This is a genomic window from Phreatobacter sp. (genome assembly GCF_052440005.1).
Classification (GTDB): domain Bacteria; phylum Pseudomonadota; class Alphaproteobacteria; order Rhizobiales; family Phreatobacteraceae; genus Phreatobacter.
In genome coordinates, this window is sequence record NZ_JBQVQL010000016.1 from 1 (window position 1) to 21867 (window position 21867).

Sequence of the window (21867 nt, forward strand, 5' to 3'; positions counted from 1 at the left end):
CGCCGGGGCTCCCGCCTGTCCGACCCGACGCCGGCCGCGGCGGACGCACCCGCCGTCGCGCGCCTGCGGGCCGCCGGCGCCGTCATCCTCGGCAAGACCGCCACCACCGAACAGGGCTGGACGGCGGTCAGCGAAAACCCGCTCACGGGTGCGACCGACAATCCCTGGATGGCCGGCCGCACCGCGGGCGGCTCCTCCTCGGGCGCGGCGGCACTCGCCGCCGCCGGCTGCGGGCCCCTCCATCTCGGCACCGACGGAGCGGGATCGGTACGGCTCCCCGCCCATTTCTGCGGCGTCGTCGGCCTCAAGCCGACCTTCGGCACCGTCCCCTACCTGCCCGTGCCCAACAACGGCGCGCTCTCGCACATCGGCCCCATCGCCCGCGACGCAGCCGATGCGGAACTGATGCTGGAGGTCATGGCGGGCCCCCACCCCGCCGACTACACCACCCTGCCCGGCGGCTTCCGGCGCGATCCCGCCGGTCCGGACCTCACCGGCCTGCGCATCGCCTACAGCCCCGATCTCGGCCATGCACGCGTCGACCCCGAGGTGGCGCAGGCGGTCGAGGCCGCGGCCCTCGCCATCGAGGCCCTCGGTGCCACCGTCGAGCGCGTCACGCCCCCCTGGGGGCCGCTCGGCCCCGAGCTGATCCGCGCGCTCTGGGGACCGCCCCTCATGCCCTACGCCCCCGCCGACGCGGCGGCCGAGGCGGCGATGGACCCGGGCTTCGTCGCCTGCCTGCGGGAGAACCGGACGACGTCCTGGGCCGACGTGCAGGCCGCCCAGTCGCGCCGCCACGCCTATGCGGGAGCGGTCGGGCGCTGGTTCGCCGGGCGCTGGGACCTGCTGCTGACGCCAGCCGTCTCGGTCGCCGCCTTCCCACACGGCCGCCAGGTGCCGGATCACTGGCCGGCCCACCCCTGGGACTGGCTGGCCTGGGCGGAATTCTCCTACCCCTTCAACCTCGCCCACTGCCCCGCCGTCTCGGTGCCCTGCGGCCTGACGGCGGAGGGCCTGCCCGTCGGGCTGCAGATCGCAGGTCCCCGCCTGTCCGATCACATGGTCATGCGCGTTGCCCGTGCCTTCCTGGCGGCGCGGCCCTTCCGGGCCTGGGCCGGCTGAGCGGGCGGCCTATTCCGCCGCCGACGGCATGTCCTGGCTGACGTCCACCGGGCCGGCCGGGTCGCCCGGCGCCGTCTCGCAGCCGAGGTCGGGGGAGGCGACGATACGCCGGCCGCGGAAGTCCGTGCGCATGACGAAGAGCCCGCGCTCCTCGAAATAGGCGATGAGCCGCCGCGCCCGGCTCGGCGAATGGCTGCCGTAGACGCGGGCGATGGTGGCATCGGACGGGCATGGCGCCCCGGTCAGCGCGGCGCGGGCAATCACGAGGAACACGCCCTGCAGGTCGTCCGGCAAGCCGGCGGAAAGCGTCACCGCCTGGCTCCACCCCTCCTCGCCCTCGCGCGTCATGTCGACGCCGGCCCGCGCCACGGCAAAGCGGCGGCGGAAATCGGCGAGCGTCAGCGGCTCGCCGGGCACGCGGCGGATGCGGCAGCGCACGAGGAAGTCCTGGTAGAGCACGGCGACGGTGCGGAAGGCGGCGTCGGGGTCGGAGAGGATCTCGCGAAGCACCTCCTCGATCAGCGCCTTGTGCTCGGCCTCGGCGATGACCGGGAGCATGGGCTCGGCCGGTTCCTCCGCCTTCGGCCGCGCCTGGGCGAGCTGCGTCAGGATGTCGGCGGTCGAGACCGGAGGAGGCGGCGGCGGCCGGCGCACCGGCAGCGCCCTGATCTCGTCGGCGGCGGGCGTGAAGATGAGGTCGCGGGCGTCTTCCGGAGCCGGCGCCTCGGGGAGCGGCGTCAGCTTCGGGCTGGTCGAGCGCGCGGAGGTTTCCACCGCGCCGATGGTCACCGGCAGCGGCCGGCGCGAGAGGGCCGGCCCCAGCGCGACGAAATGGCCGCGCGCGAGGTCGCGGAACATCTCCGACTGGCGGCGGTCCATGCCGAGGAGATCGGCGGCGCGCGCCATGTCGATGTCGAGGAAGGTGCGCCCCATCAGGAAGTTCGATGCCTCCGCCGCCACGTTCTTGGCGAGCTTGGCGAGGCGCTGGGTGGCGATGACGCCGGCGAGCCCGCGCTTGCGGCCGCGGCACATGAGGTTGGTCATGGCGCCGAGGGAGAGCTTGCGCGCTTCGTCCGACACCTCGCCGGCCACGGCTGGGGCGAAGAGCTGCGCCTCGTCCACCACCACGAGAACCGGGTACCAGTGGTCGCGCTCGGCGTCGAAGAGCCCGCCGAGGAAGGCCGCCGCGCAGCGCATCTGCTGCTCGACGTCCAGCCCCTCGAGATTGAGCACGACGGAGACGCGGTGCTGGCGGATGCGCGCGGCGATGCGGGTGAGCTCGGCCTCGGTGCGCTCGGCGTCCACCACCACATGGCCGTAGCGGTCGGCCAGCGTGACGAAGTCGCCCTCCGGGTCGATGACGCATTGCTGCACCCAGGGGGCGCTCTGCTCCAGGAGCCGCCGCAAGAGGTGCGACTTGCCCGAGCCCGAATTGCCCTGCACCAGCAGGCGGGTCGCCAGCAACTCCTCGAGATCGAGCGTGGCCGCCTTCCCGCCGGACTGCGACCCCATGTCGATATCGACTTTCATCCCGACTCAGGAACCCTCATCCACTGCGCCGGCCTTCCTAGCACCCCGCCGCGGCGCGCGCCTCCTCCCCTTCGGCGAAACCCACAGGAACGGCCGGCCCTCTGGCCGGCACCGCCGCGATGGTCTATGCCCCGCCGCTTCCCCCAGCGAGGCCCCGTCCTTGACAAGCTACAGCCCGCCCCTCTCCATCGGGATAGACTTCGGCACCACCAACACGGTGGTGGCGCTGGCAGGCGGCGACGGCCCGGCCGAGGCCGTCACCTTCCGCCACGGCGAGGCGACGCTGAAGGGCTTCGTCACCGCCCTGTGCTACTGGCAGGAGCGCAGCGGGGGAAAGCTGACGAACCGGGTCGAGGGCGGGCCCTTCGCCATGGACCAGCTCATGGCCGGCGGCGGGGCGCAGCGCTTCATCCAGTCGTTCAAGAGCTTCGCCGCCAGCGCGAGCTTCAAGGACACCCGCATCTTCGGCCAGACCACGCGGTTCGAGGACCTGCTCGTCGCCTTCATCCAGACCCTCCAGCGCCATGCGGGCCGTGACCTCGGCTTTGCCGGCGCCCGGGTGCAGATCGGCCGCCCCGTCCGCTTCGCCGGCGGCAATCCGGACGAGGCGCTCGCCATGCAGCGCTACCGCGCCGCCTTCGGCCGGCTCGGCCTCGACGCCGCCCGCTACGTCTACGAGCCCGTGGGCGCCGCCTTCTTCTATGCACGCGCCCTCGACCGGGACGCCACCGTGCTCGTCGCCGATTTCGGCGGCGGCACCTCGGACTTCTCGGTGATGCGCTTCGAGCGGCGCGACGGGCGGCTCACCGCCCGGCCGCTGTCCCATGCCGGCATCGGCATCGCCGGCGACAGCTTCGACGCCCGCATCGTCGACCACATGGTCTCGCCGGCGCTCGGCAAGGGCTCGGACTACCGCTCGCTCGACAAGCTGCTGACCGTGCCGAACCGCTATTACGCCAACCTCGCCCGCTGGCATCAGCTCGCGATGATGAAGTCCAATGGCGACCTCGCCGGCCTGCGCGACCTCGAGAAGGTGGCGGTGGATCCTGAGAAGCTGCGCCGCTTCATCGACATCGTCGACTACGACCTCGGCCTCGCACTCTACCGCGCCGTCTCGGATGCCAAGGTGACGCTGTCGGCCGCCGACGCCGCGGACTTCCGCTTCGCGGCGGAGGACGTCGCCATCACCGGCCGCATCAGCCGGGCCGATTTCGAATCGTGGATCGCGGCGGACGTCGCCCGCATAGGCGCCACGGTGGACGAGGCCCTCGCCCGGGCCGGCGTCGCGGAAGGCGCCATCGACCGGGTCTTCCTGACCGGCGGCACCTCCTTCGTGCCGGCCATCCGCCGCCTCTTCACCGACCGCTTCGACGAGGCCCGGCTCACCAACGCCGACCAGTTCGAATCGATCGCCTACGGCCTCGCCCTGATCGGCCGCGAGCCCGACGCCGAGCGCTGGGCCGCCTGACGACCCCGCGCGGCGAATGGGCGCCCCGCGTCCCGGGCCCTTAGCGCAGCCGCCCAGGCTGCGGCATGATCGCACCGCCGACATCGTCAGGAGGGGCGCAGCTTGACCATTCTCATCACCGGAGGGACCGGCTTCGTCGGGGCCGCGACCGTCGACCATCTCGTCTCGTCCGGCGAGGAGGTCGTCGTGCTCGCCGCCCACCCGGCGGAGCCCGGCTGGCTTCCCGCCGGCATCGAGGTCACCATCGGCGACGTGCGCGACGGCGACGGCCTGCGGGCGCTGATGAGCGCCCACCGCTTCTCCGCCGTCATCCATGCGGCCGCCATCACCGCCGGCCCGGACATGGAACGCGCCCATCCCGAACGCATCGTCTCGGTCAATGTCGGCGGCACCGCCGCGGTTCTGCGCGCGGCGGCGGAGGCCGGCTGCCCCCGCGTCGTCATCGCCTCCTCGGCCAGCGTCTATCCGCTCGCCAAGGGCGACGACGCCCGCTTCCGCGCCGACGTCGATCCGCCCGCCCCGGCCGCCCTCTACGGGCTCACAAAAAAGATGGCCGAGGACGTGGCGATCCGCCTCGGCGCCGTCTACGGCATCGCCACGCCCACCCTGCGCATCGCCGGGGTCTATGGCCCCTACGAGCGCGACACCGGCGTGCGCGAGATCCTCTCGGCCCAGGCCCAGGTCATGGCGGAGGCTCAGGCCGGAAGGCCGACCCGCCTCTCCCGCCCGGGGTTTGCCGGCTGGCTCTATTCCCGCGACGCCGCAGCGGGTCTTGCCGCCCTCGCCGCCGCCAAACTGGACCAGCCCGCGCCGATCTTCGATCTCGGCGGTCCCGAGGTCTTCTCGGTGGAAGCCTTTTGCGCGGCGATCGCCCCGGCCTTCCCCGGCTGGAGCCATGGCATCGATCCTGCCGCGCCGACCGTGCGCTACCAGATCCCCGCCGACCGGCCGGGCAGCGACTTCGCGCGTCTGAAGGCTGCAACCGGTTTTACCCCGCGCTTCGGCCTGAAGGAGGCCGCCGCCGACTATCTCGCCTGGACCCGCCGCCCCTGACCCGGCAGCCGGGACGGGTATCCCGATGGGGCTGCCATGCGCCCGGCGGGTTTGACCGCCGCCGAGGCGCTCCCCTAGCCTTCCCTTCCGCATCAGGGAGAGCGCCATGGACGACGTCGGGCACCGCTGGCTCAACCAGCACCGCGCGGGACAGAGGTTGCCGCGCGCCGTTGGCGGTGAAGGCATCCACGTCTTCGACGAACATGGCCGGCGCTTCCTCGACGGCTCGTCCGGACCGGCCCTCTTCTGCCTCGGCCACGGCCACCGCGAGGTGATCGAGGCGATCAAGGCGCAGTACGATACGCTGTCCTTCGGCTATTCCGCCGATTTCACCTCCGACCCCATCGACGCCCTCGCCGACACCATCGTCGATCAGGCCGGAGGCGGCATGAGCCGCGTCTCCTTCGTCTCCGGCGGCTCGGAGGCGACCGAGACCGCCATCAAGATCGCCCTGCAGTACCACCTCGCCCGCGGCCATGCCGGCCGGACCCACTTCTTCGCCCGCCGCCAGTCCTGGCACGGTTACACGATGGGAGCCCTGTCGCTCTCCGGCCATCCGGCCCGCCGCCGCCCCTATGTCGGCGCGCTCATGCCGGTGACCCACCTGTCTCCGGCCAACGACTACCGCCCGGCCGACGGCGTCGCGCCGGAGGGTCTGGTCGACCACCTCGCCGCCGAGTTCGAACGGGAGATTCACCGCGTCGGTGCCGAGCGCATCGCCGCCTTCTTCTTCGAGCCGGTGGTGGGGGCCGCCGGCGGCGCGGTTCCGGCGCCGGACGGCTATGCCCGGCGCATGCGCGAGATCTGCAGCCGCTACGGCATCCTCATGGTGGCCGACGAGGTCATGTGCGGCGTCGGCCGCTGCGGCACCTGGCGCACCCTCGCCCATGACGGCGTCTCGCCCGACATCATGGTCACCGCCAAGGGCCTGGCCGGCGGCTATGCGCCGCTCGGCGCCGCGCTGATGACGGAAGACGTCTATCGCACCATCGCCGACACGTTCGGCACCATTGCCTCCGTCCATACCTATTCCGGCCATACCGCCGCCTGCGCCGCCGGGCTCGCCGTGCAGAAGGTCATCATCCGCGACGGCCTCGTGGAGAAGTGCCGCACCGACGGCGCCTATCTCATGGGCGCCCTCGAACAGGCCTTCGGCCAGAACCCCCATGTCGGCGACATCCGCGGCCGCGGCTTTTTCGTCGCCGTCGAGTTCGTCAAGGACCGCGAGACGAAGACGCCCTTCGCCGCGAGCCTCGGGCTCTACAAGCGCGTCAAGGACGAGGCCTTCGCCCGTGGCCTGCTCTGCTACCCCTCTCCCGGCACGGCGGACGGCCATTCCGGCGACCACGTCATCCTGGCGCCGCCCTACATCATCACCCGCCCGGAGATCGACCGCATGGTCGGGCTCCTGAGCGAGGCGGTGGACGCCGCCCTCGCCAGCGCAGCCGGCGAGGCCGCCTGATGCGCCTTCAGGGAAAGGTTGCGGTCATCACCGGTGGCGGGTCGGGCATCGGCAGAGCAACCGCGCTCGCCTTCGCGCGCGAGGGCGCACGCCTCGCCCTCGTCGACCGCGACGCGGCAGGAGCGACCGAAACGGCCGCCATGGTGGCCGCCGCGGGCGGCGAGGCCATGACCTGCATCTCCGACGTCGGCGAGCCGGGCACCGCGGACCGGGACGCGGCTGCCGTCGCGGCGCGGTTCGGCCGCATCGACATCCTCTTCGCCGCGGCCGGCTTCTCCGTCGGTGGCACGATCATGACCACGAGCCCCGAGGACTGGGATCGCGTCTTCCGCGCCAATGTCGGCGGCACCTGGCTCTGGGCGCGGGCGGTGGTGCCTTTCATGCGGGCACAGGGCGGCGGGGCCATCGTCACCACCGCCTCCCAGCTCGCCATCGCCGGAGGCGCGGGCAATGCCGCCTATATTGCCGCCAAGGGCGCCATCCTCAGCCTCACCCGCACCATGGCGCTGGATTTCGCCGCCGATCGCATCCGCGTCAACGCGGTGGCGCCCGGCGCCATCGACACCCCGATGCTCCGGCGCAGCTTCGGCCGTGCTGCCGATCCCGCGGCGGCGGAGGCGAAATCGGTGGCCCGCCACCCCATGGGCCGGCTCGGCCGCCCGGAGGAAATCGCCGAGGCCGTCCTCTATCTGGCCAGCGACGCCGCCGCCTTTACCACCGGCACCACACTCGCCGTTGACGGCGGCTGGCTCGCCGGCTGACACTGCCTAACCCTTGGGCAACGCGACTGCGTTGCTGCATCAGGGGGCAAATGCCGAAGAGCATTTCCCACGCCGGCGGTTCCGGCGAACGGACATTCTCCTCGCGCCGGCATCGCATGACCAGCTCTCGCTGCTGGTACGGAGATTGCAACCATCTGGGCGAGCCGCCGGGCAGGATGCCAGGCCCGCAAGCGTCAACGGAGACCGCGTCATGAAGCTGAACCGTCGTCACCTCCTCGCGGGAACGGCCGCCATCGCCACAGCGCCCTATCTGGGCGGCCGGGCCGAGGCGCAGACCCGCGCGGAAACCCTGCGCTACGTCACCGGCGCGGCGGTGAACACCCTCGACCCCACCATGCCCGGCTCGACGCGCGAGGCCTTCGGCGTCAGCGTCAACGTCTATGACCGGCTTGTCTCCTTCGGCCGCAAGCAGCGCGATGGCAACTGGGTCTTCGACATCGACAACATCCGCGGCGAGATCGCCGAGAAGGTCGACGTCAGCCCGGACGGCATGACCTTCACCTTCCACATCCGCAAGAACGCCAAGTTCCACGACGGCACGCCGGTGACCGCGGCCGACGTCAAGTGGTCCTATGACCGCGCCGTCTCCGCCCGCTCCCTCGCCGCCGCCCAGATCGGCACCGGCTCCTGGACCAAGCCCGAGCAGTTCACGATCGTCGATACCCACACCGTCGTCGGCAAGATCGACAAGCCCGACCGCCTCGCTCTGCCCAACCTCTGCACGCTCTACGCGATCGTCTTCAATTCGACGCTGGTGAAGAAGCACGTGACGCCGCAGGATCCCTGGGGCCAGGCCTGGACCAAGGACAACACGGCCGGCTCCGGCGCCTATACGGTGGAGAGCTTCAAGCCCGGCGAGCAGGTCATCCTGCGCCGCAACGACGCCTGGACCGGCGGCGTCGACGGCAAGCCCGCCCCCTTCCGCCGCATCATCTGCCAGACCATTCCGGAGGCCGCGACCCGCGCCAGCCTCATCGAGAAGGGCGACGCCGACCTCTCCATCGACCTGCAGCCGAGCGACATCGACACGCTGGTCGCGCGCGGCCGCGTCAAGGCGATCTCGACGCCCCAGTTCAACGCCTTCTCGATGATCGCCTTCAACACCAAGATGCCGCCCTTCGACAACAAGAAGGTGCGCCAGGCCATCGCCGCTGCCCTGCCCTACGACTCGCTGTTCAAGGCGGGCCTGTTCGAGCGCGGCGCCAAGCTCTACGGCGGCACCTGGTCGGGCACGCCGACGGACGCCTCCTTCCCCCAGCCGATGCCCTACAAGCAGGACGTCGCCAAGGCCAAGGCGCTGCTGGCGGAAGCCGGCTTCCCCAACGGCTTCGAGACCTTCTTCGCCTTCAACCTCGGCTCCGCCGCCTTCGCCGAGCCCATCGCGGCGCTGGTCAAGGAGGCCCTCGCCGCCATCAACATCCGCGTCGAGATCCAGAAGCTGCCCGACGCGCAGATCTCCACCATGGTCACCGAGCGCAAGCTGCCCTTCTTCATCGAGACCTCGATCGCCTGGCTGCCCTCGACCGACTACTTCTTCCGCACCTTCCTCTATGGCCCCCAGCGCTGGAACTATTCCGGCTGGAACGACGAGCGCATCGCCGACCTCGCCGGCAAGGCGCGCTTCGAGACCGACAAGGCCAAGTACGACGCGACCTGCAAGGAGATGATCGCCATCATGGCCGACGAGACGCCGATCGTCATGCTCTGGCAGCCGAACCAGGACGCCGTCATGCCGAAGAACATCGACGGCTACACCTACGGCTACCACCGCCAGGTCGACTTCCGCGACGTGAAGCGGACCTGACGGGCCCGCCGGTCATGAGCCTTGCAGCCGGTATCGCCAGGCGCGCGGGACGGAGGGCCCTGTCCTCCGTTCCCGCGCTCTTCGGGGTGATCGTCTTCACCTTCCTGCTGATGCGGGTGCTGCCGGGCGATCCGGCCGTGTTCTTCGCCTCCGGCCCCAATGCGGGCCAGGCGGAAATCCAGATGATCCGGGAGCAGATGGGCCTCGACAAGCCCATCCCGCAGCAATTGCTGCTCTATCTGAAGGACATCGCCACCGGCAATCTCGGCCGCTCGATGAACACCGGCCAGCCGGTGGTGACCGACCTCATCAACCGCCTGCCGGCCTCGCTCGAACTCACCTTTACGGCGCTGCTCTTCGCCCTGTCGCTGGCCCTGCCGCTCGGCATCCTCGCGGCGCTGAAACCGAATTCGTTGATCGACCACGGGGTGCGCTTCCTGTGCTCGCTCGGCGTCTGCGTGCCGACCTTCGTCTCCGGCCTTCTGCTGATCTACGCCTTCTACTACATCCTCGGCATCGCCCCCGACCCGACGGGGCGGCTGGACGTCTTCGCCTCGCAGCCCCCCGTCGTCACCGGCTTCATCCTCATCGACGCGGCCCTCGCCGGCGAATGGGAGTCCTGGCGCGCTGCGGCGAGCCAGTTGGTCCTTCCCGCCTCCACCATGGCGCTGTTCGTCCTCGCCCCCCTCGCCCGCATGACCCGCGCTGCCATGCTGGCGGTGATGACGAGCGACTTTGTCCGCACGGGCGAGGCCCTCGGCCTGTCGCGGCGGCGCGTCGTCCTCGTCTATGCGCTGCGCAACGCGCTCTTGCCTGTCATCACCATCATGGGCATCGTCTTCTCCACCATGCTCGGCGCCAACGTGCTGGTGGAGAAGGTCTTCTCCTGGCCGGGCGTCGCATCCTATGCGCTCGACGCCCTGCTCACCTCCGACTACGCGCCGGTGCAGGGCTTCGTGCTGCTCATGGCCTTCATCTTCGTCCTGGTGAACCTCACCATCGACGTGCTCTACGGCCTCGCAGATCCCCGGGTCTCCATCGAATGAGCGCCACGCTCCGCCACACCGGCTATATCCTGCGCGGCAATCCGGTGACCCTCGTCGCCGGTATCGGTGCGGCGCTGCTCGTCCTCATCGCCATCGTCGGGCCTTCCATCGCGCCCTACGGCCCCACGGTCTCCAACGTCCCGCAATCGCTCCAGCCACCGAGTGCCGCCCACTGGTTCGGCACCGACCAGCTCGGCCGCGACGTCTTCTCGCGCGTCCTCGTGGCGACGCGGCTCGACCTCGCCATCGCCGCCTCGGCGGTGAGCCTCTCCTTCGTCCTCGGCGCCATGATCGGCGCCTTCTGCGGCTATGCGGGCGGGCGGCTCGACCGATGGGTCGGCCGTTTCGTCGACGTGCTGATGGCCTTCCCGCTCTTCGTCCTCGCCATGGCGCTGGTGGCGGCGCTCGGCAACCGGGTCGAGAACATCATCTACGCCACGGCCATCATCAACCTGCCCTTCTACATCCGCTTCGCCCGGGCCGAGGTGAACGTCCGGCGCAATTCCGGCTGGGTGGAAGCGGCCAGGGCCTCCGGCAACAGCCACGTGCGCGTGGTCCTCTTGTTCCTCCTGCCCAACGTCCTCCCCGCCATGGCGGTGCAGATCTCGCTGAACCTCGGCTGGGCCATCCTCAACGCCGCCGGCCTCTCCTTTCTCGGCCTCGGCGTCCAGGCGCCGACGCCGGAATGGGGCATCATGGTCGCCGAGGGCGCCCGCTTCATCACCACCGGCAAGTGGTGGCTGGTCGTGTTTCCCGGCGCCGCCCTGATGAGCGCCGTGCTCTGCTTCAACCTTCTCGGCGACGGGCTGCGCGACATCCTCGACCCGCGGATGCGCACATGACGGCGCCGCTCCTCACCATCGACGACCTGAAGGTCACCTTCTCCACCCGCAACGGCCTCGTGGAGGCGCTGAAGGGCGTCTCGCTCACCCTCGACGCCGGCGAGACTCTCGGCATCGTCGGCGAGAGCGGCTCGGGCAAGTCGGTCACCGCCTTCTCGGTCATGCAGCTCCTCGACCGTGCCGGCCGCATCACCAACGGCCGCATCACCTTCCGCGGCCAGGACATCACCCGCGCCTCAAGGTCCATGCTGCAGCCGCTGCGCGGCGCGGCCATGTCGATGATCTTCCAGAACCCGCGGGCGGCACTGAACCCCATCCGCACGGTCGGCCTGCAGATCGCCGACGTGCTGCGCGCCCACGAATCCCTGTCGGCGGCCGAGGCGCGGCAGAAGGCGCTGAAACTGCTGGAATCCGTCCTGATCCGCGACCCCGAGGAGCGGCTCGACGCCTATCCGCACGAGCTCTCGGGCGGCATGTGCCAGCGCGTCATGATCGCCATGGCCATCGCCTGCGAGCCCGCCCTGCTCATCGCCGACGAGCCGACCACCGGCCTCGACGTGACGACGCAGAAGACGGTGATGGACCTCCTCGCCGAGATCACCGCCCGGCGCGGCATGGCGATGATTCTCATCACCCACGACCTCGGCCTCGCCGCGCAGTACTGCCAGCGGGTCGCGGTGATGGAACAGGGTCTGGTGGTCGAGCAGGCGGTGCCCGCGAGCCTCTTCGGCGCGCCGCGCCATTCCTATACGAAGCGCCTCGTCGCGGCGTCACCGACCCGCCATTCCACCGTCGACAGCCTCGTGGTGGATGCCGGCGAGCCGGTCCTGGTCGCGCCACGCGTGTCGCTCCGCCGGCCAGCCGAGCCGCTGCTCTCCGTCTCGAACCTGGTGAAAACCTTCGACAACGGTTTCCGCGGTGTCGACGACGTCTCCTTCGATCTCGCGCCGGGCGAAAGCCTCGGCCTCGTCGGGGAATCGGGCTCGGGCAAGAGCACCATCTCCCGCCTCGTCTGTCGCCTCCTGGACCATTCCGCCGGCACCATCGGCTTCGACGGCGAAGACATTGGCAGGATCTCCTCGCGCGAATTCTACCGCTCGCGGTTCCGCAAGGACATCCAGATCGTCTTCCAGGACCACGGCGACAGCCTCAACCCGCGGTTCTCCGCCTTCGACTGCATCGCCGATCCGCTGAAGCTGCTGGCCGGGGTACAGGACGGCCGCGAGCTGCGCCGGCAAGTCGAGGACTGCGCCCGCCGCGTGGGCCTGCCGCCCGAATTCCTCGACCGCTTCCCCCACCAGCTCTCCGGCGGCCAGAAGGCCCGCGTCGGCATCGCCCGCGCCATCGCGGCGAAGCCGCGCCTGCTCGTGCTCGACGAGCCGACGGCCGCCCTCGACGTCTCGGTCCAGGCGGTGATTCTGCACCTTCTCGACCGGCTCCGCCGCGAAACCGGCCTCGCCTATCTCTTCGTCAGCCACGACCTCAACGTCGTCCGCATGATGTGCGAGCGCACCATCGTGCTGCAGAAGGGCCGCATCGTCGAACAGGGGCCGAGCGGCGCGCTGTTCACCGACCCGGCCTCCGACTATGCCCGCGAGCTGATCGCCGCCATTCCACATTTCGACCCGGAAGCCGCCACCGCCCGGCACAGGGAAACGGCGACGGCGGGGTGAGCCTCGTCCCTTCGGTGCCCGTGTCGCACGACCCTCACGCAGACCGATGCGTCATGCCCGGGCTTGGCCCGGGGATCCACGAATTCTCGTGATGCGGTGTTCAAGTCGTGGATGCCCGGCACGAGGCCGGGCATGACGCGATGAGGTCGATGATCCTCGAAACGGGCTACTCCGCTGCGATGCCGAGCCCCGGTACCGTCTGCCGCACCTCCGCCTGCGCCACGTCATAGGCGAGGAAGGCCTGCCAGTTCGCCTCGACGTCCGCCGCGAAGAGGCCCTTGGTGACGCCGTCGACGAGCCGCGGCACAGCCGTGGTCATGGCGTTGATCGAGGAGCCCGAGGGGCCGAAGCTCATGGTCGAGGCAATCGAGAAGAGGTGGACGTTGGCGATCCAGGGCGTGCGGCCGGGCTCCTTCTCCATGAACTGGTATTCCGGCGAGAGGTAGGGAAAGGCCGCGAGGCGGTCGTTGGCCTCATCCTCAGGCGGCGCGTAGCGGTCGCCCCAGGTGGCGATGTTGCCCGCAAAGGCGGCGAGCTCGGGCTTCGCCGCGTAATCCATGGCGATGCCGGTGCCGCAGATGAGGAAGTCGGCGGCGAAGTCGCCGTGCGCCGTCGTCACCACCGCCCGGCCCTCCTCGGCGCGTGCGGCCGTCCAGGCGCCGCCGGTATGGAGAACGAAGTTGGGATGGCCGGCGCAGCGGTCGTAGGTCGCCTGCGGAAAGCCCTCGCGCAGGCCCATGACGCGGCTCATGAAGCGCCAGCGCCAGGCATCGTCGAGGTCGACGAGGTGCTTCATGAAGCCGCGGAACGTGATCCAGCGATAGGGCTGGATCACCTGCGGCTCGAGCCGGCGGCAGAAGAGATGCACCGAGGCCGCGCCCGCCTCCAGCGCCTCCGCGGCATTGTCGAGGGCCGAGGCGCCGGCCCCCAGCACGGCCACGACCTTGCCCTTGAGCGAGCCGAAGTCGATGGGATCGGCGGTGTGGGCGCGCAGCGCCGCCGGCAGGGCCGCGACGAAGTCCGGCATCCACCAGCGCCCGGTCGAATCCTGCCCCGTCGCCAGCACCACCTTGCGGGCGAAGACGGTCCGCTCGCCATCGGGGCCGCTGAGCCGCGCCGCGACCAGCTCGCCGGCCTGATCGAGCGACAGAAGCTCGGTCTCGTTCTCGACCGGAACCTCCGTCACCCGCCGCATGAAGAGGAGGTAGTCATTCCAGTCCTCGCGCGTGATGAGGTCCAGCGCCTGCCAATGGTCGGCGCCATAGCGGGCCTCGTGCCAGGACTGGTAGGTGAGGCTCGGAATGTCGAGATCGGGGCCGGTGAAGTCTTTCGGGCTGCGCAGCGTCTTCATCCGCGCATAGGTGACCCAGGGCCCCTCCTGGCCATAGGCCGCCTTGTCGATGACGAGGACATTGTCCACCCGCGAGCGCTTCAGCCCGAAGGCGGCGGCGACGCCTGATTGCCCTGCCCCGACCACCAGCACGTCCAGCGCCTGCGACCCGTCCGGGGCCGTGCGCGGCGTGAGCCAGGGCGCGCGGGGATGGGCGATCCGCGCCAGGTCGTCGCGGATGCGGGCTTCGAGGGCGGTCAGGGACGGCAGGGTCATGTCGAGATCTCAGGCGGAATGCGAGGAAGCACCGCACGGGCAGGCAAGATGCAGGCCGCATGGTGATCGCCGCGGCGGGTGCCGGCAAGGGCGGCGGTCACGACGCGGCCTTCGCCCAGCCGGCGTCCTGCAGGGAACGCCAGTCGAGCTTGTTGGAAGCGGTGCGCGGCAGGCTCTGCACGAAGTCCACCTGCCGCGGCACCTTGTAGGCAGCCATCACCTCCCGCGCCCAGGCGATCAGCGCTTCGGCCGAAAGCTCCGTGCCCGGCCGCTGCACCACGTAGGCCTTCACCGTCTCGCCGCGATAGGCGTCGGGGGCCGAGACGATGCAGCACTCCTGCACGGCGGGATGGCGGTAGAGCACCGCCTCCACCTCGGAGGGCCAGACCTTGAAGCCGGAGACGGAGATCATCCGCTTGAGCCGGTCGACCATGTGGAAATAGCCCTCCTCGTCGATGCGGGCGAGGTCGCCGGTGCGCAGGAAGCGCTTGCCGTCGAGCGTCACGAAGGCCTCCGCCGTCGCCTCGGGGCGATTCCAGTAGCCGCGCATCACCTGCGGCCCGGCGACGACGACCTCGCCGGTCTCGCCCCGCGGCAGTTCCGTGAGGCTTTCGGGGTCGATGATGCGCGCGTCGGTCTCCTGCACCGGCACCCCGAGGCATTGCGGCTTCGGCCGGTCCACCGGGTTGAGATGGCTCGGCGACATGGTCTCGGTCAGGCCATAGCCCTCGACATAGGCGAGGTTCCACCGCCGCTTCAGCTCGGCCGCCACCGCCGCCGGCATGGCCGCGCCGCCGCCGGTGATGATTTTCAGCTTCGCGAAGGCGGCCTCGTCGAAGCCTTCGGCGGCGAGCGCGTCGACCACCATGGTGGGTGCAGCGCTCCACAGGGTCACGCTGTAGCGCCGGAACAGCGGCGCCACGAGGTCGCGGTCCCATCGCGCCATCACCACCACGGTGGCGCCGCAGGCGGCGCAGCCGTTGAGCGAGAGCTGCATGCCGGCGACGTGGAACATCGGCATGAAGCCGGTGAGCACCGTCTCGTCGTCGTAGGCATACCAGCGCGCCTGGACGAAAGCGGTGAAGAGCACGCTGTGGTGCGTGTGCATGCAGGCCTTCGGCTTGCCCGTCGTGCCGGACGTGTAGGGCATGACGCAGAGGTCGTCGGGCCGGCTGGTGTCGGGGCGCGGCGGCCGCGCCTCTGCCAGTGCCTCGCCCCAGGCGGCGAAGCCCCGCGGCAGGCTCTCGGGCAGCACGCTCTCGCCGATCACCGACGGCAGGCGGAACGGCATATCGGCCGGGATCTCGTCGCCATAGGCGGCGACGATCACATGGGCGAGGGGCAAGGGAACCAGGGCTGTGAACCTGCCAATCAGTTCGGCGCCGATCAGCGCGATCTTGGCGCCACTATCCCCGGCCAGATAGGCGATCTCCTCCGGCATGGACATGGGGTTGACCGGCACCACCACGCCCCCCGCCCGCGCGATGGCCTGGTAGGCAATGATGGCATGGGGCGAGTTCTGCATGTCGAGCAGCACCCGGTCGCCGGGCGCGAGGCCGCAGGCGTGTTGGAGATGGGCCGCCAGCCGCTCCGCCCGCGCGAGGAGCTCGGCAAAGCTGATCTCCGCCCCGTAGAAGGCGATCGCCAGCGCCTCGCCCCGCCGCGCCGCCGTCGCCCTCAGCGCCGCGCCGAGGCTGTCGGGGAGCGGGCCGATGGTGCGCTCGACCCCGGCCGGCCAGATGCTCATGCGGCAGGCGCCCCGTAGCCGCCGCCGCCGCAGCCCTCCAGCGTCACGAGGTCGCCGGCCTTGAGCAGCAGGTTCGCCTTGCCCGAAAGGCGCTCCGCCTTGCCGTCCCGCTCCAGCGTGATCGTGTAGGGCTTGCCCTCCTCGCCGCCCTTGAGGCCGTAGGTCGGCATCACCGAGCGCTCGACGCAGGTGGTCAGCCACAGGCTCGGCGCCAGCACCCGATAGGCCCTGATGACGCCGTCGCCGCCCCTGTGCACGCCGCGCCCACCGGAATCGCGGCGGATCGCCTGTTTCTCGACGCGGATGGCGTAGTTTGCCTCGATCATCTCCGCCGGCGTGTTGGAGGTGTTGGCGAGATGCACCCGCGTCGCCGGGCAGCCGTCGCGGTCGTGGCGGGCGCCCTCGCCGCCGCCGTGCACCTCGTAGAGCATGCGCCAGGAACTGTCGGCGAGTGGTTCGGCGAAGGCGAGGAGGCCGGATGTCGCCGGCCCGCCGGCCGAAAGCCGCTCGGGAATGACGCTCTCCATGGCGCGGAAGATGGCATCCACCACCCGCATGGAGGTCTCGTGGTTGCCGGCGGCGACCGCGGCGTTCCAGCCGGGCTCGAGGATGGATCCGGGCCGGGTGATGATCGTGATGGGGCGCAGCGCGCCGGCATTCTGCTGCATGTCGCGTCCGCTCATGATGCGCGCGGCATAGACCACCGCCGAGCGGGCGATGAAGGGCGTCGTGTTGCAGAAGTTGGCGACACGGTCGGCCGAGCCCGAGAGGTCGAACGTCGCCTCGTCGCCGCGGATCTCGATCCTGACGTGAATGCGCGCCGGCTCGCCGTTCGGTCCGCCGTCGTCGAGGAAATCCTCGCCCTCGTAGGTGCCGTCGGGAAGTTCGGCGAGCGCCGCCCGCATCTCCGCCTCGGACAGGTCGTGCAGGCGGGTCATGGTGGCGACGAAGGTCTCGGTGCCGTACTGGGCGCACATCTCGCGGATGCGTCGCTCAGCCGCCGTGGTGGCGGCGAGCTGCGCCATCAGGTCCCCCTCACAGGAGACGGGATCGCGGACATTGGCGAGGATCAGGTCCAGCACCGAGCGGTTGACCCCGCCGGCATTGGCGATCGGCAGCGGCGGAATGCGGATCGCCTCCTGGAACGTGTCGAAGGCATTGGCGAGGTAGCTGCCCGGCCAGGTGCCGCCGACGTCGGGCCAGTGGGCGAGGCTGAGCGCGAAGGCGATCAGCCGGCCCTCGACGAAGACGGGACGGGCGATCTTCACGTCGTTGAGGTGGTTACCCCCGAGCGCGCCGACATTGTAGATGATCGCGTCGCCCTCCTTCATGCCGGCGGCGGGGCAGACCTTCAGAAGCTCCTTCACCGTATAGGCCATGGCGCCGAGATGGATGGGGATGTCGCGCCCCTGCCCCACCAGCCCGCCCTCGGCGTCGGTGATGGCGGAGGAGAGGTCGCCCGCCTCGCGCAGCAGGGGCGAGCGGGCCGAGCGGGTCATGACGAGGCTCATCTCCTCGGCCGCCGCCGACAGGCCGTGGCGGATCACCTCGACGACGAAGGGGTCCAGCGGGGTCATGAGGCGCTCCGGGTGAGGAAGAGGTTGCCGAGGTCGTCGGGCCGCGCCTGCCATCCCGGCGGCACGATGACGGTCGACCAGGCATCCTCGATGATGGCGGGCCCTGTGGTGATGCCGGAGATGGTCTCGCGCGGCAGGATGCGCGTCTCCACCGGCCCCTCCGGCCCGAAGATGCAGGGCCGGCTGCGGCCGGCGACCTGCGGCCGGCCGACGTCCGGCCGCGAGAACGGCGTCACCGACGGCTTGGTCGCCTTCACGCGCAACGCCTCGATCACGCAGTCCTCGCCCGTCGCATAGCCGAAAAGCTCGCGGTGGCGGGCGTGGAAGTCCGTCTCCAGCCGCGCGGGATCGAGCGGCATGGCGAAGCCGATGGGGATGGAGTCGCTCTGCGCCGCGTAGCGCATCAGCGCCACGTGCTCGACGGTGATCTCGTCCCCGGGGATCCCGTTGGCGATGAGCGGATCGCGCGCCTCCGCTACGAGTTCGGCGACGCGGCTCCCGAAAACCTCCGACGACAGCCCGTTCAGCGCCATCCGCACGGTGCGCTGCTGCAGGAAGGAGAAGTCGGCGGTGAGGCAGCCGAGCGCCGAGAAGGCGCTGGAGGCGGCCGGCACGATGATCTCGCGCAGGCCGTAGAGGTCGGCGAGGCCGGTGGCATGCATCGGCCCGCCGCCGCCGAAGGCGAGCAGCGTGCAGTCGCGGCCGTCCACGCCGCGCTCGACGGTGACGCGCCGCAGCGCCCGCGCCATGGTGGCGTTGGCAACCTTGACGATGCCCAGCGCCGTCTCCTCGAGCCCGAGGCCGAGCCTGTCCGCGATGGGCTGGACGGCCTCCCGCGCCTTGCCGACGTCGATGCGGATGGTGTCGCCGAGCACCGCCTCGGGATCGAGATAGCCGAGGATGGCATTGGCGTCGGTGATGGTGGCGCGCGTGCCGCCGCGGCCATAGCAGGCGGGACCCGGCACCGCCCCGGCGCTCTTCGGCCCGACGGTGAGGCCGCCCGGCCCGAGATCGACGATGGAGCCGCCTCCTGCGCCGATGGAGTGGACAGCGAGCATCGGCTGGCGCAGCGGCCGCCCGCCCATCATCCGCGTGTCGGTCATTTCCGCCGCGCCGTCGACGATGAGGCAGACGTCGGTGGTTGTGCCGCCCATGTCGAAGGTGAGCACCCGCGGCCGCGCCAGATCCCGGGCGATGCGCGCCGAGGCCGAGACGCCGGCGGCAGGCCCCGACATGGCCATGACGAGTGGCCGCCGCTTCACCGCCGGCACCGGCACCATCGCCCCCGCCGAGTGGAACACCTGCAGCCCCGGCCCGATCGGCAGCCTCTCCTCGAGTTCGGTCAGGTACTCCACCGCGATGGGCATGGCCGCCGCGTTGAAGGCCGTCGAGGACGCCCGCTCATACTCGCGCGCCTCCGGATTGATCTCGTGCGAGACGCAGACATGCGGCACGACCCCTTCCAGCCGCTCGGCAAGGCGCTTCTCATGGGTCGGATTGGCATAGGAGTGCAGCAGGCAGATCGCGACGCTCTGCACCGCGTTCGCCTTCAGCCAGGCCACCAGCCGCTCGATTTCGCTCTCCATCAGCGGCGTCAGGACCGCGCCCGTATGGTCGAGCCGCTCGACGATGCCGAAGCAGAGCGACGGCGGCACCAGCGGCGGCGCCTTCGGCGGGATGTCGAGACGGTAGAGCTCCTGGCGGCGGTAGCGGGCGATCTCCAGCACGTCCTCGAAGCCCTGGGTGGCCACCAGCGCCACCTTCGGCAGGCGCTCCTCGACGAGGGCGTTGGTGACGCGGGTGGTCCCGTGGACGAAGCGGCGCACGTCGCCTGCCCCGAGGCCGACGGCGGCCAGCGCCTCCATCATCGCCTGGACCGGCGCATCTGGACGGGAGGGAACCTTGGCGATCCGCGTTTCGTGGCTGCCGCTGCGCACCGCGATGATGTCGGTGAAGGTGCCGCCGATGTCGGTGCCGATATCCCAGTCTCTCGTCTGCACGTCGCATGCTCCATGACCGGTCCAGCCGGTCCTGCCCGCCATTGAACGGCAAGCGGGGTCGGCGGCGGAAGGTCCGCTTTCGGGCCGGAGGCCTGACCTCGCTGCACGGCTGCGACGCAGGCAAGTCCCGAACCAGTGGCGGTGAATGCCTGCCATGCCGGCGGCGGGCATGGGGGACGGCCCCGTGCCGCACTGGCCTAACCCGATTTGAACCGATAAAGGCTGGGTCAACGGACCGCGCGCCGGGCCGATCAAGCAATCCAACGCCGAGCACCGGAAACGACCATGCCCGCCTATCGTTCACGCACCACGACCCACGGCCGCAACATGGCCGGCGCCCGCGGCCTGTGGCGCGCCACCGGCATGAAGGACAGCGATTTCGGCAAGCCGATCATCGCCATCGCCAATTCCTTCACGCAGTTCGTGCCGGGCCACGTGCACCTGAAGGATCTTGGCCAGCTTGTCGCCCGCGAGATCGAGAAGGCCGGCGGCGTCGCCAAGGAGTTCAACACCATCGCCGTGGACGACGGCATCGCCATGGGCCACGACGGCATGCTCTATTCGCTGCCCTCGCGCGAGATCATCGCCGACAGCGTCGAGTACATGGTCAACGCCCATTGCGCCGACGCGGTCGTCTGCATCTCCAACTGCGACAAGATCACGCCCGGCATGCTGATGGCCGCGATGCGCCTCAACATTCCCGCCATCTTCGTCTCGGGCGGCCCGATGGAGGCCGGCAAGTTCATCGCCGAGGGCGTGCTGAAGAAGGTCGACCTTATCGACGCCATGGTGGCCGCCGCCGACGATCGCGTCTCCGACGAGGACGTGAAGGTCATCGAGCGCTCCGCCTGCCCGACCTGCGGCTCCTGCTCGGGCATGTTCACCGCCAATTCGATGAACTGCCTGACCGAGGCCCTCGGCCTCGCCCTCCCCGGCAACGGCTCGGTGCTCGCCACCCATGCTGACCGCGAACGCCTCTTCGTCGAGGCAGGCCACCTCATCGTCGACCTCGCCCGCCGCCACTACGAGCAGGACGACATGAGCGTGCTGCCGCGCTCCATCGCCTCGTTCAAGGCCTTCGAGAACGCCATGACGCTCGACATCGCCATGGGTGGCTCGACCAACACGGTGCTGCATCTGCTCGCCGCCTCGCACGAGGGCGAGATCGGCTTCACCATGGAGGACATCGACCGCCTGTCGCGGCGCGTGCCTGTGCTCTGCAAGGTCGCGCCGTCGGTGGCGAACGTCCACATGGAGGACGTCCACCGTGCCGGCGGCATCATGGCGATCCTCGGCGAACTCGCCCGCGCCGGCCTCATCGACACCAGCCTGCCCACCGTCCATTCCGAGAGCATGGCCGCCGCACTCGCCCGCTGGGACGTCACGGTGAGCGACAGCGAGAGCGTCCACACCTTCTATTCGGCGGCGCCGGGCGGGGTGCCGACCCAGGTCGCCTTCAGCCAGAACCGCCGCTTCGAAGAGCTCGACCTCGACCGCGAGAAGGGCGTCATCCGCTCCGCCGACCACGCCTATTCCAAGGACGGCGGCCTCGCCGTGCTCTTCGGGAACATTGCCCTCGACGGCTGCATCGTGAAGACCGCCGGCGTCGACGCCTCGATCCTGACCTTCTCGGGCCCCGCCCGCATCTTCGAGAGCCAGGACGCGGCGGTGGACGCCATCCTCACCAACAAGATCAAGGCCGGAGACGTCGTCGTCATCCGCTACGAGGGCCCGCGCGGCGGCCCCGGCATGCAGGAAATGCTCTATCCGACGAGCTACCTGAAGTCGAAGGGCCTCGGAAAGGCCTGCGCCCTCATCACCGACGGCCGCTTCTCCGGCGGCACCTCGGGCCTCTCCATCGGCCACGCCTCGCCGGAAGCCGCCGAGGGCGGCGCCATCGGCCTCGTCGAGGAGGGGGACATGATCGATATCGACATCCCCAACCGGACGATCGCCATGCGCGTGTCCGACGAGGAACTCACCCGCCGCCGCGCCGCCATGGAGGCGAGAGGCAAGGCCGCCTGGAAGCCCGAGGCCCCGCGCAAGCGCAAGGTGACGACGGCGCTCAGGGCCTATGCTGCCCTCGCCACCAGCGCCGCCAAGGGCGCGGTGCGTCAGGTCGACTGAACGGCCCCCGGGAGCCCCTCGCCCGGCG

At 70.5% G+C, this 21867-nt stretch carries 15 protein-coding genes; 10 read left to right on the forward strand and 5 right to left on the reverse strand.

Going from position 1 to position 21867, the window contains the following annotated elements; genetic code table 11:
* On the forward strand, positions 1 to 1122 hold a 1122-nt coding region (locus ACT6XY_RS06120), incomplete at its 5' end, for an amidase family protein (RefSeq protein WP_444747449.1).
* Positions 1123 to 1131: 9 nt separating this feature from the next.
* Here the strand turns inward: ACT6XY_RS06120 and ACT6XY_RS06125 are convergent.
* Positions 1132 to 2652 (reverse strand): helicase HerA domain-containing protein, encoded by a 1521-nt coding sequence (locus tag ACT6XY_RS06125; RefSeq protein ID WP_444747450.1) that lies wholly within the window; start codon positions 2650 to 2652, stop codon positions 1132 to 1134.
* A gap of 160 nt (positions 2653 to 2812) precedes the next feature.
* On the opposite strand from ACT6XY_RS06125, the gene ACT6XY_RS06130 reads away from it, so the two are divergent.
* The 8 genes from ACT6XY_RS06130 (at position 2813) to ACT6XY_RS06165 (ending at position 12782) form a co-directional block, all read left to right on the forward strand.
* Entirely contained in the window at positions 2813 to 4120 is a 1308-nt protein-coding gene (locus ACT6XY_RS06130) for an Hsp70 family protein (RefSeq protein ID WP_444747451.1), read from the forward strand.
* 102 nt (positions 4121 to 4222) lie between these two features.
* Positions 4223 to 5173, forward strand: a complete 951-nt coding sequence (locus ACT6XY_RS06135; RefSeq protein WP_444747452.1) for an NAD-dependent epimerase/dehydratase family protein — start codon at positions 4223 to 4225, stop codon at positions 5171 to 5173.
* 106 nt (positions 5174 to 5279) lie between these two features.
* Positions 5280 to 6635, forward strand: a complete 1356-nt coding sequence (locus tag ACT6XY_RS06140) for an aspartate aminotransferase family protein (protein ID WP_444747453.1) — start codon at positions 5280 to 5282, stop codon at positions 6633 to 6635.
* Entirely contained in the window at positions 6635 to 7396 is a 762-nt protein-coding gene (locus tag ACT6XY_RS06145) for an SDR family oxidoreductase (protein ID WP_444747454.1), read from the forward strand. The genes ACT6XY_RS06140 and ACT6XY_RS06145 overlap by 1 nt, the downstream gene beginning before the upstream one ends.
* Positions 7397 to 7607: 211 nt before the next feature.
* Complete coding sequence (locus ACT6XY_RS06150) at positions 7608 to 9221, forward strand: ABC transporter substrate-binding protein (protein WP_444747455.1); 1614 nt, start codon at positions 7608 to 7610, stop codon at positions 9219 to 9221.
* Positions 9222 to 9235: 14 nt separating this feature from the next.
* Positions 9236 to 10267 (forward strand): ABC transporter permease, encoded by a 1032-nt coding sequence (locus ACT6XY_RS06155; protein ID WP_444747456.1) that lies wholly within the window; start codon positions 9236 to 9238, stop codon positions 10265 to 10267.
* Positions 10264 to 11109, forward strand: coding sequence for an ABC transporter permease (locus tag ACT6XY_RS06160; protein ID WP_444747457.1), 846 nt, complete (start codon positions 10264 to 10266; stop codon positions 11107 to 11109). Before ACT6XY_RS06155 ends, ACT6XY_RS06160 begins: the two co-directional genes overlap by 4 nt.
* Positions 11106 to 12782: a dipeptide ABC transporter ATP-binding protein gene (locus tag ACT6XY_RS06165; RefSeq protein WP_444747458.1), complete on the forward strand. Its 1677-nt coding sequence runs from the start codon at positions 11106 to 11108 to the stop codon at positions 12780 to 12782. The genes ACT6XY_RS06160 and ACT6XY_RS06165 overlap by 4 nt, the downstream gene beginning before the upstream one ends.
* A 166-nt stretch (positions 12783 to 12948) precedes the next feature.
* On the opposite strand, the gene ACT6XY_RS06170 is transcribed toward ACT6XY_RS06165, so the two are convergent.
* The 4 genes from ACT6XY_RS06170 to ACT6XY_RS06185 all read right to left on the reverse strand — a co-directional run bounded on the left by ACT6XY_RS06170 (position 12949) and on the right by ACT6XY_RS06185 (position 19712).
* On the reverse strand, positions 12949 to 14388 hold the full coding sequence (locus tag ACT6XY_RS06170; RefSeq protein WP_444747459.1) for an NAD(P)-binding domain-containing protein: 1440 nt from the start codon (positions 14386 to 14388) through the stop codon (positions 12949 to 12951).
* Positions 14389 to 14485: 97 nt separating this feature from the next.
* The gene (locus tag ACT6XY_RS06175; protein WP_444747460.1) at positions 14486 to 16135 is read right to left on the reverse strand and encodes a long-chain-fatty-acid--CoA ligase; all 1650 of its coding nucleotides are present in this window, start codon (positions 16133 to 16135) and stop codon (positions 14486 to 14488) included.
* Positions 16132 to 17712, reverse strand: coding sequence for a hydantoinase B/oxoprolinase family protein (locus ACT6XY_RS06180; RefSeq protein WP_444747461.1), 1581 nt, complete (start codon positions 17710 to 17712; stop codon positions 16132 to 16134). The genes ACT6XY_RS06175 and ACT6XY_RS06180 overlap by 4 nt, the downstream gene beginning before the upstream one ends.
* A complete protein-coding gene (locus ACT6XY_RS06185; RefSeq protein WP_444747462.1) occupies positions 17709 to 19712 on the reverse strand; it encodes a hydantoinase/oxoprolinase family protein in 2004 nt (667 codons plus the stop codon). Before ACT6XY_RS06185 ends, ACT6XY_RS06180 begins: the two co-directional genes overlap by 4 nt.
* Before the next feature lie 285 nt (positions 19713 to 19997).
* Between ACT6XY_RS06185 and ilvD the strand changes: the two genes are divergently transcribed.
* Positions 19998 to 21839 carry a dihydroxy-acid dehydratase gene (ilvD, locus tag ACT6XY_RS06190; RefSeq protein WP_444747463.1) on the forward strand — a complete coding sequence of 614 codons (1842 nt, stop codon included), beginning with the start codon at positions 19998 to 20000 and terminating at the stop codon, positions 21837 to 21839.
* The last annotated feature ends 28 nt before the right edge of the window (positions 21840 to 21867 follow it).

Coding starts and splice junctions, on each gene's coding strand:
- ACT6XY_RS06140 (WP_444747453.1), top strand. CDS start 5,280: ATGGACGACGTCGGGCACCGCTGGCTCAACCAGCACCGCGCGGGACAG.
- ACT6XY_RS06125 (WP_444747450.1), bottom strand. CDS start 2,652: ATGAAAGTCGATATCGACATGGGGTCGCAGTCCGGCGGGAAGGCGGCC.
- ACT6XY_RS06170 (WP_444747459.1), bottom strand. CDS start 14,388: ATGACCCTGCCGTCCCTGACCGCCCTCGAAGCCCGCATCCGCGACGAC.
- ACT6XY_RS06165 (WP_444747458.1), top strand. CDS start 11,106: ATGACGGCGCCGCTCCTCACCATCGACGACCTGAAGGTCACCTTCTCC.
- ACT6XY_RS06180 (WP_444747461.1), bottom strand. CDS start 17,712: ATGACCCCGCTGGACCCCTTCGTCGTCGAGGTGATCCGCCACGGCCTG.
- ACT6XY_RS06175 (WP_444747460.1), bottom strand. CDS start 16,135: ATGAGCATCTGGCCGGCCGGGGTCGAGCGCACCATCGGCCCGCTCCCC.
- ACT6XY_RS06155 (WP_444747456.1), top strand. CDS start 9,236: ATGAGCCTTGCAGCCGGTATCGCCAGGCGCGCGGGACGGAGGGCCCTG.
- ilvD (WP_444747463.1), top strand. CDS start 19,998: ATGCCCGCCTATCGTTCACGCACCACGACCCACGGCCGCAACATGGCC.
- ACT6XY_RS06145 (WP_444747454.1), top strand. CDS start 6,635: ATGCGCCTTCAGGGAAAGGTTGCGGTCATCACCGGTGGCGGGTCGGGC.
- ACT6XY_RS06160 (WP_444747457.1), top strand. CDS start 10,264: ATGAGCGCCACGCTCCGCCACACCGGCTATATCCTGCGCGGCAATCCG.
- ACT6XY_RS06150 (WP_444747455.1), top strand. CDS start 7,608: ATGAAGCTGAACCGTCGTCACCTCCTCGCGGGAACGGCCGCCATCGCC.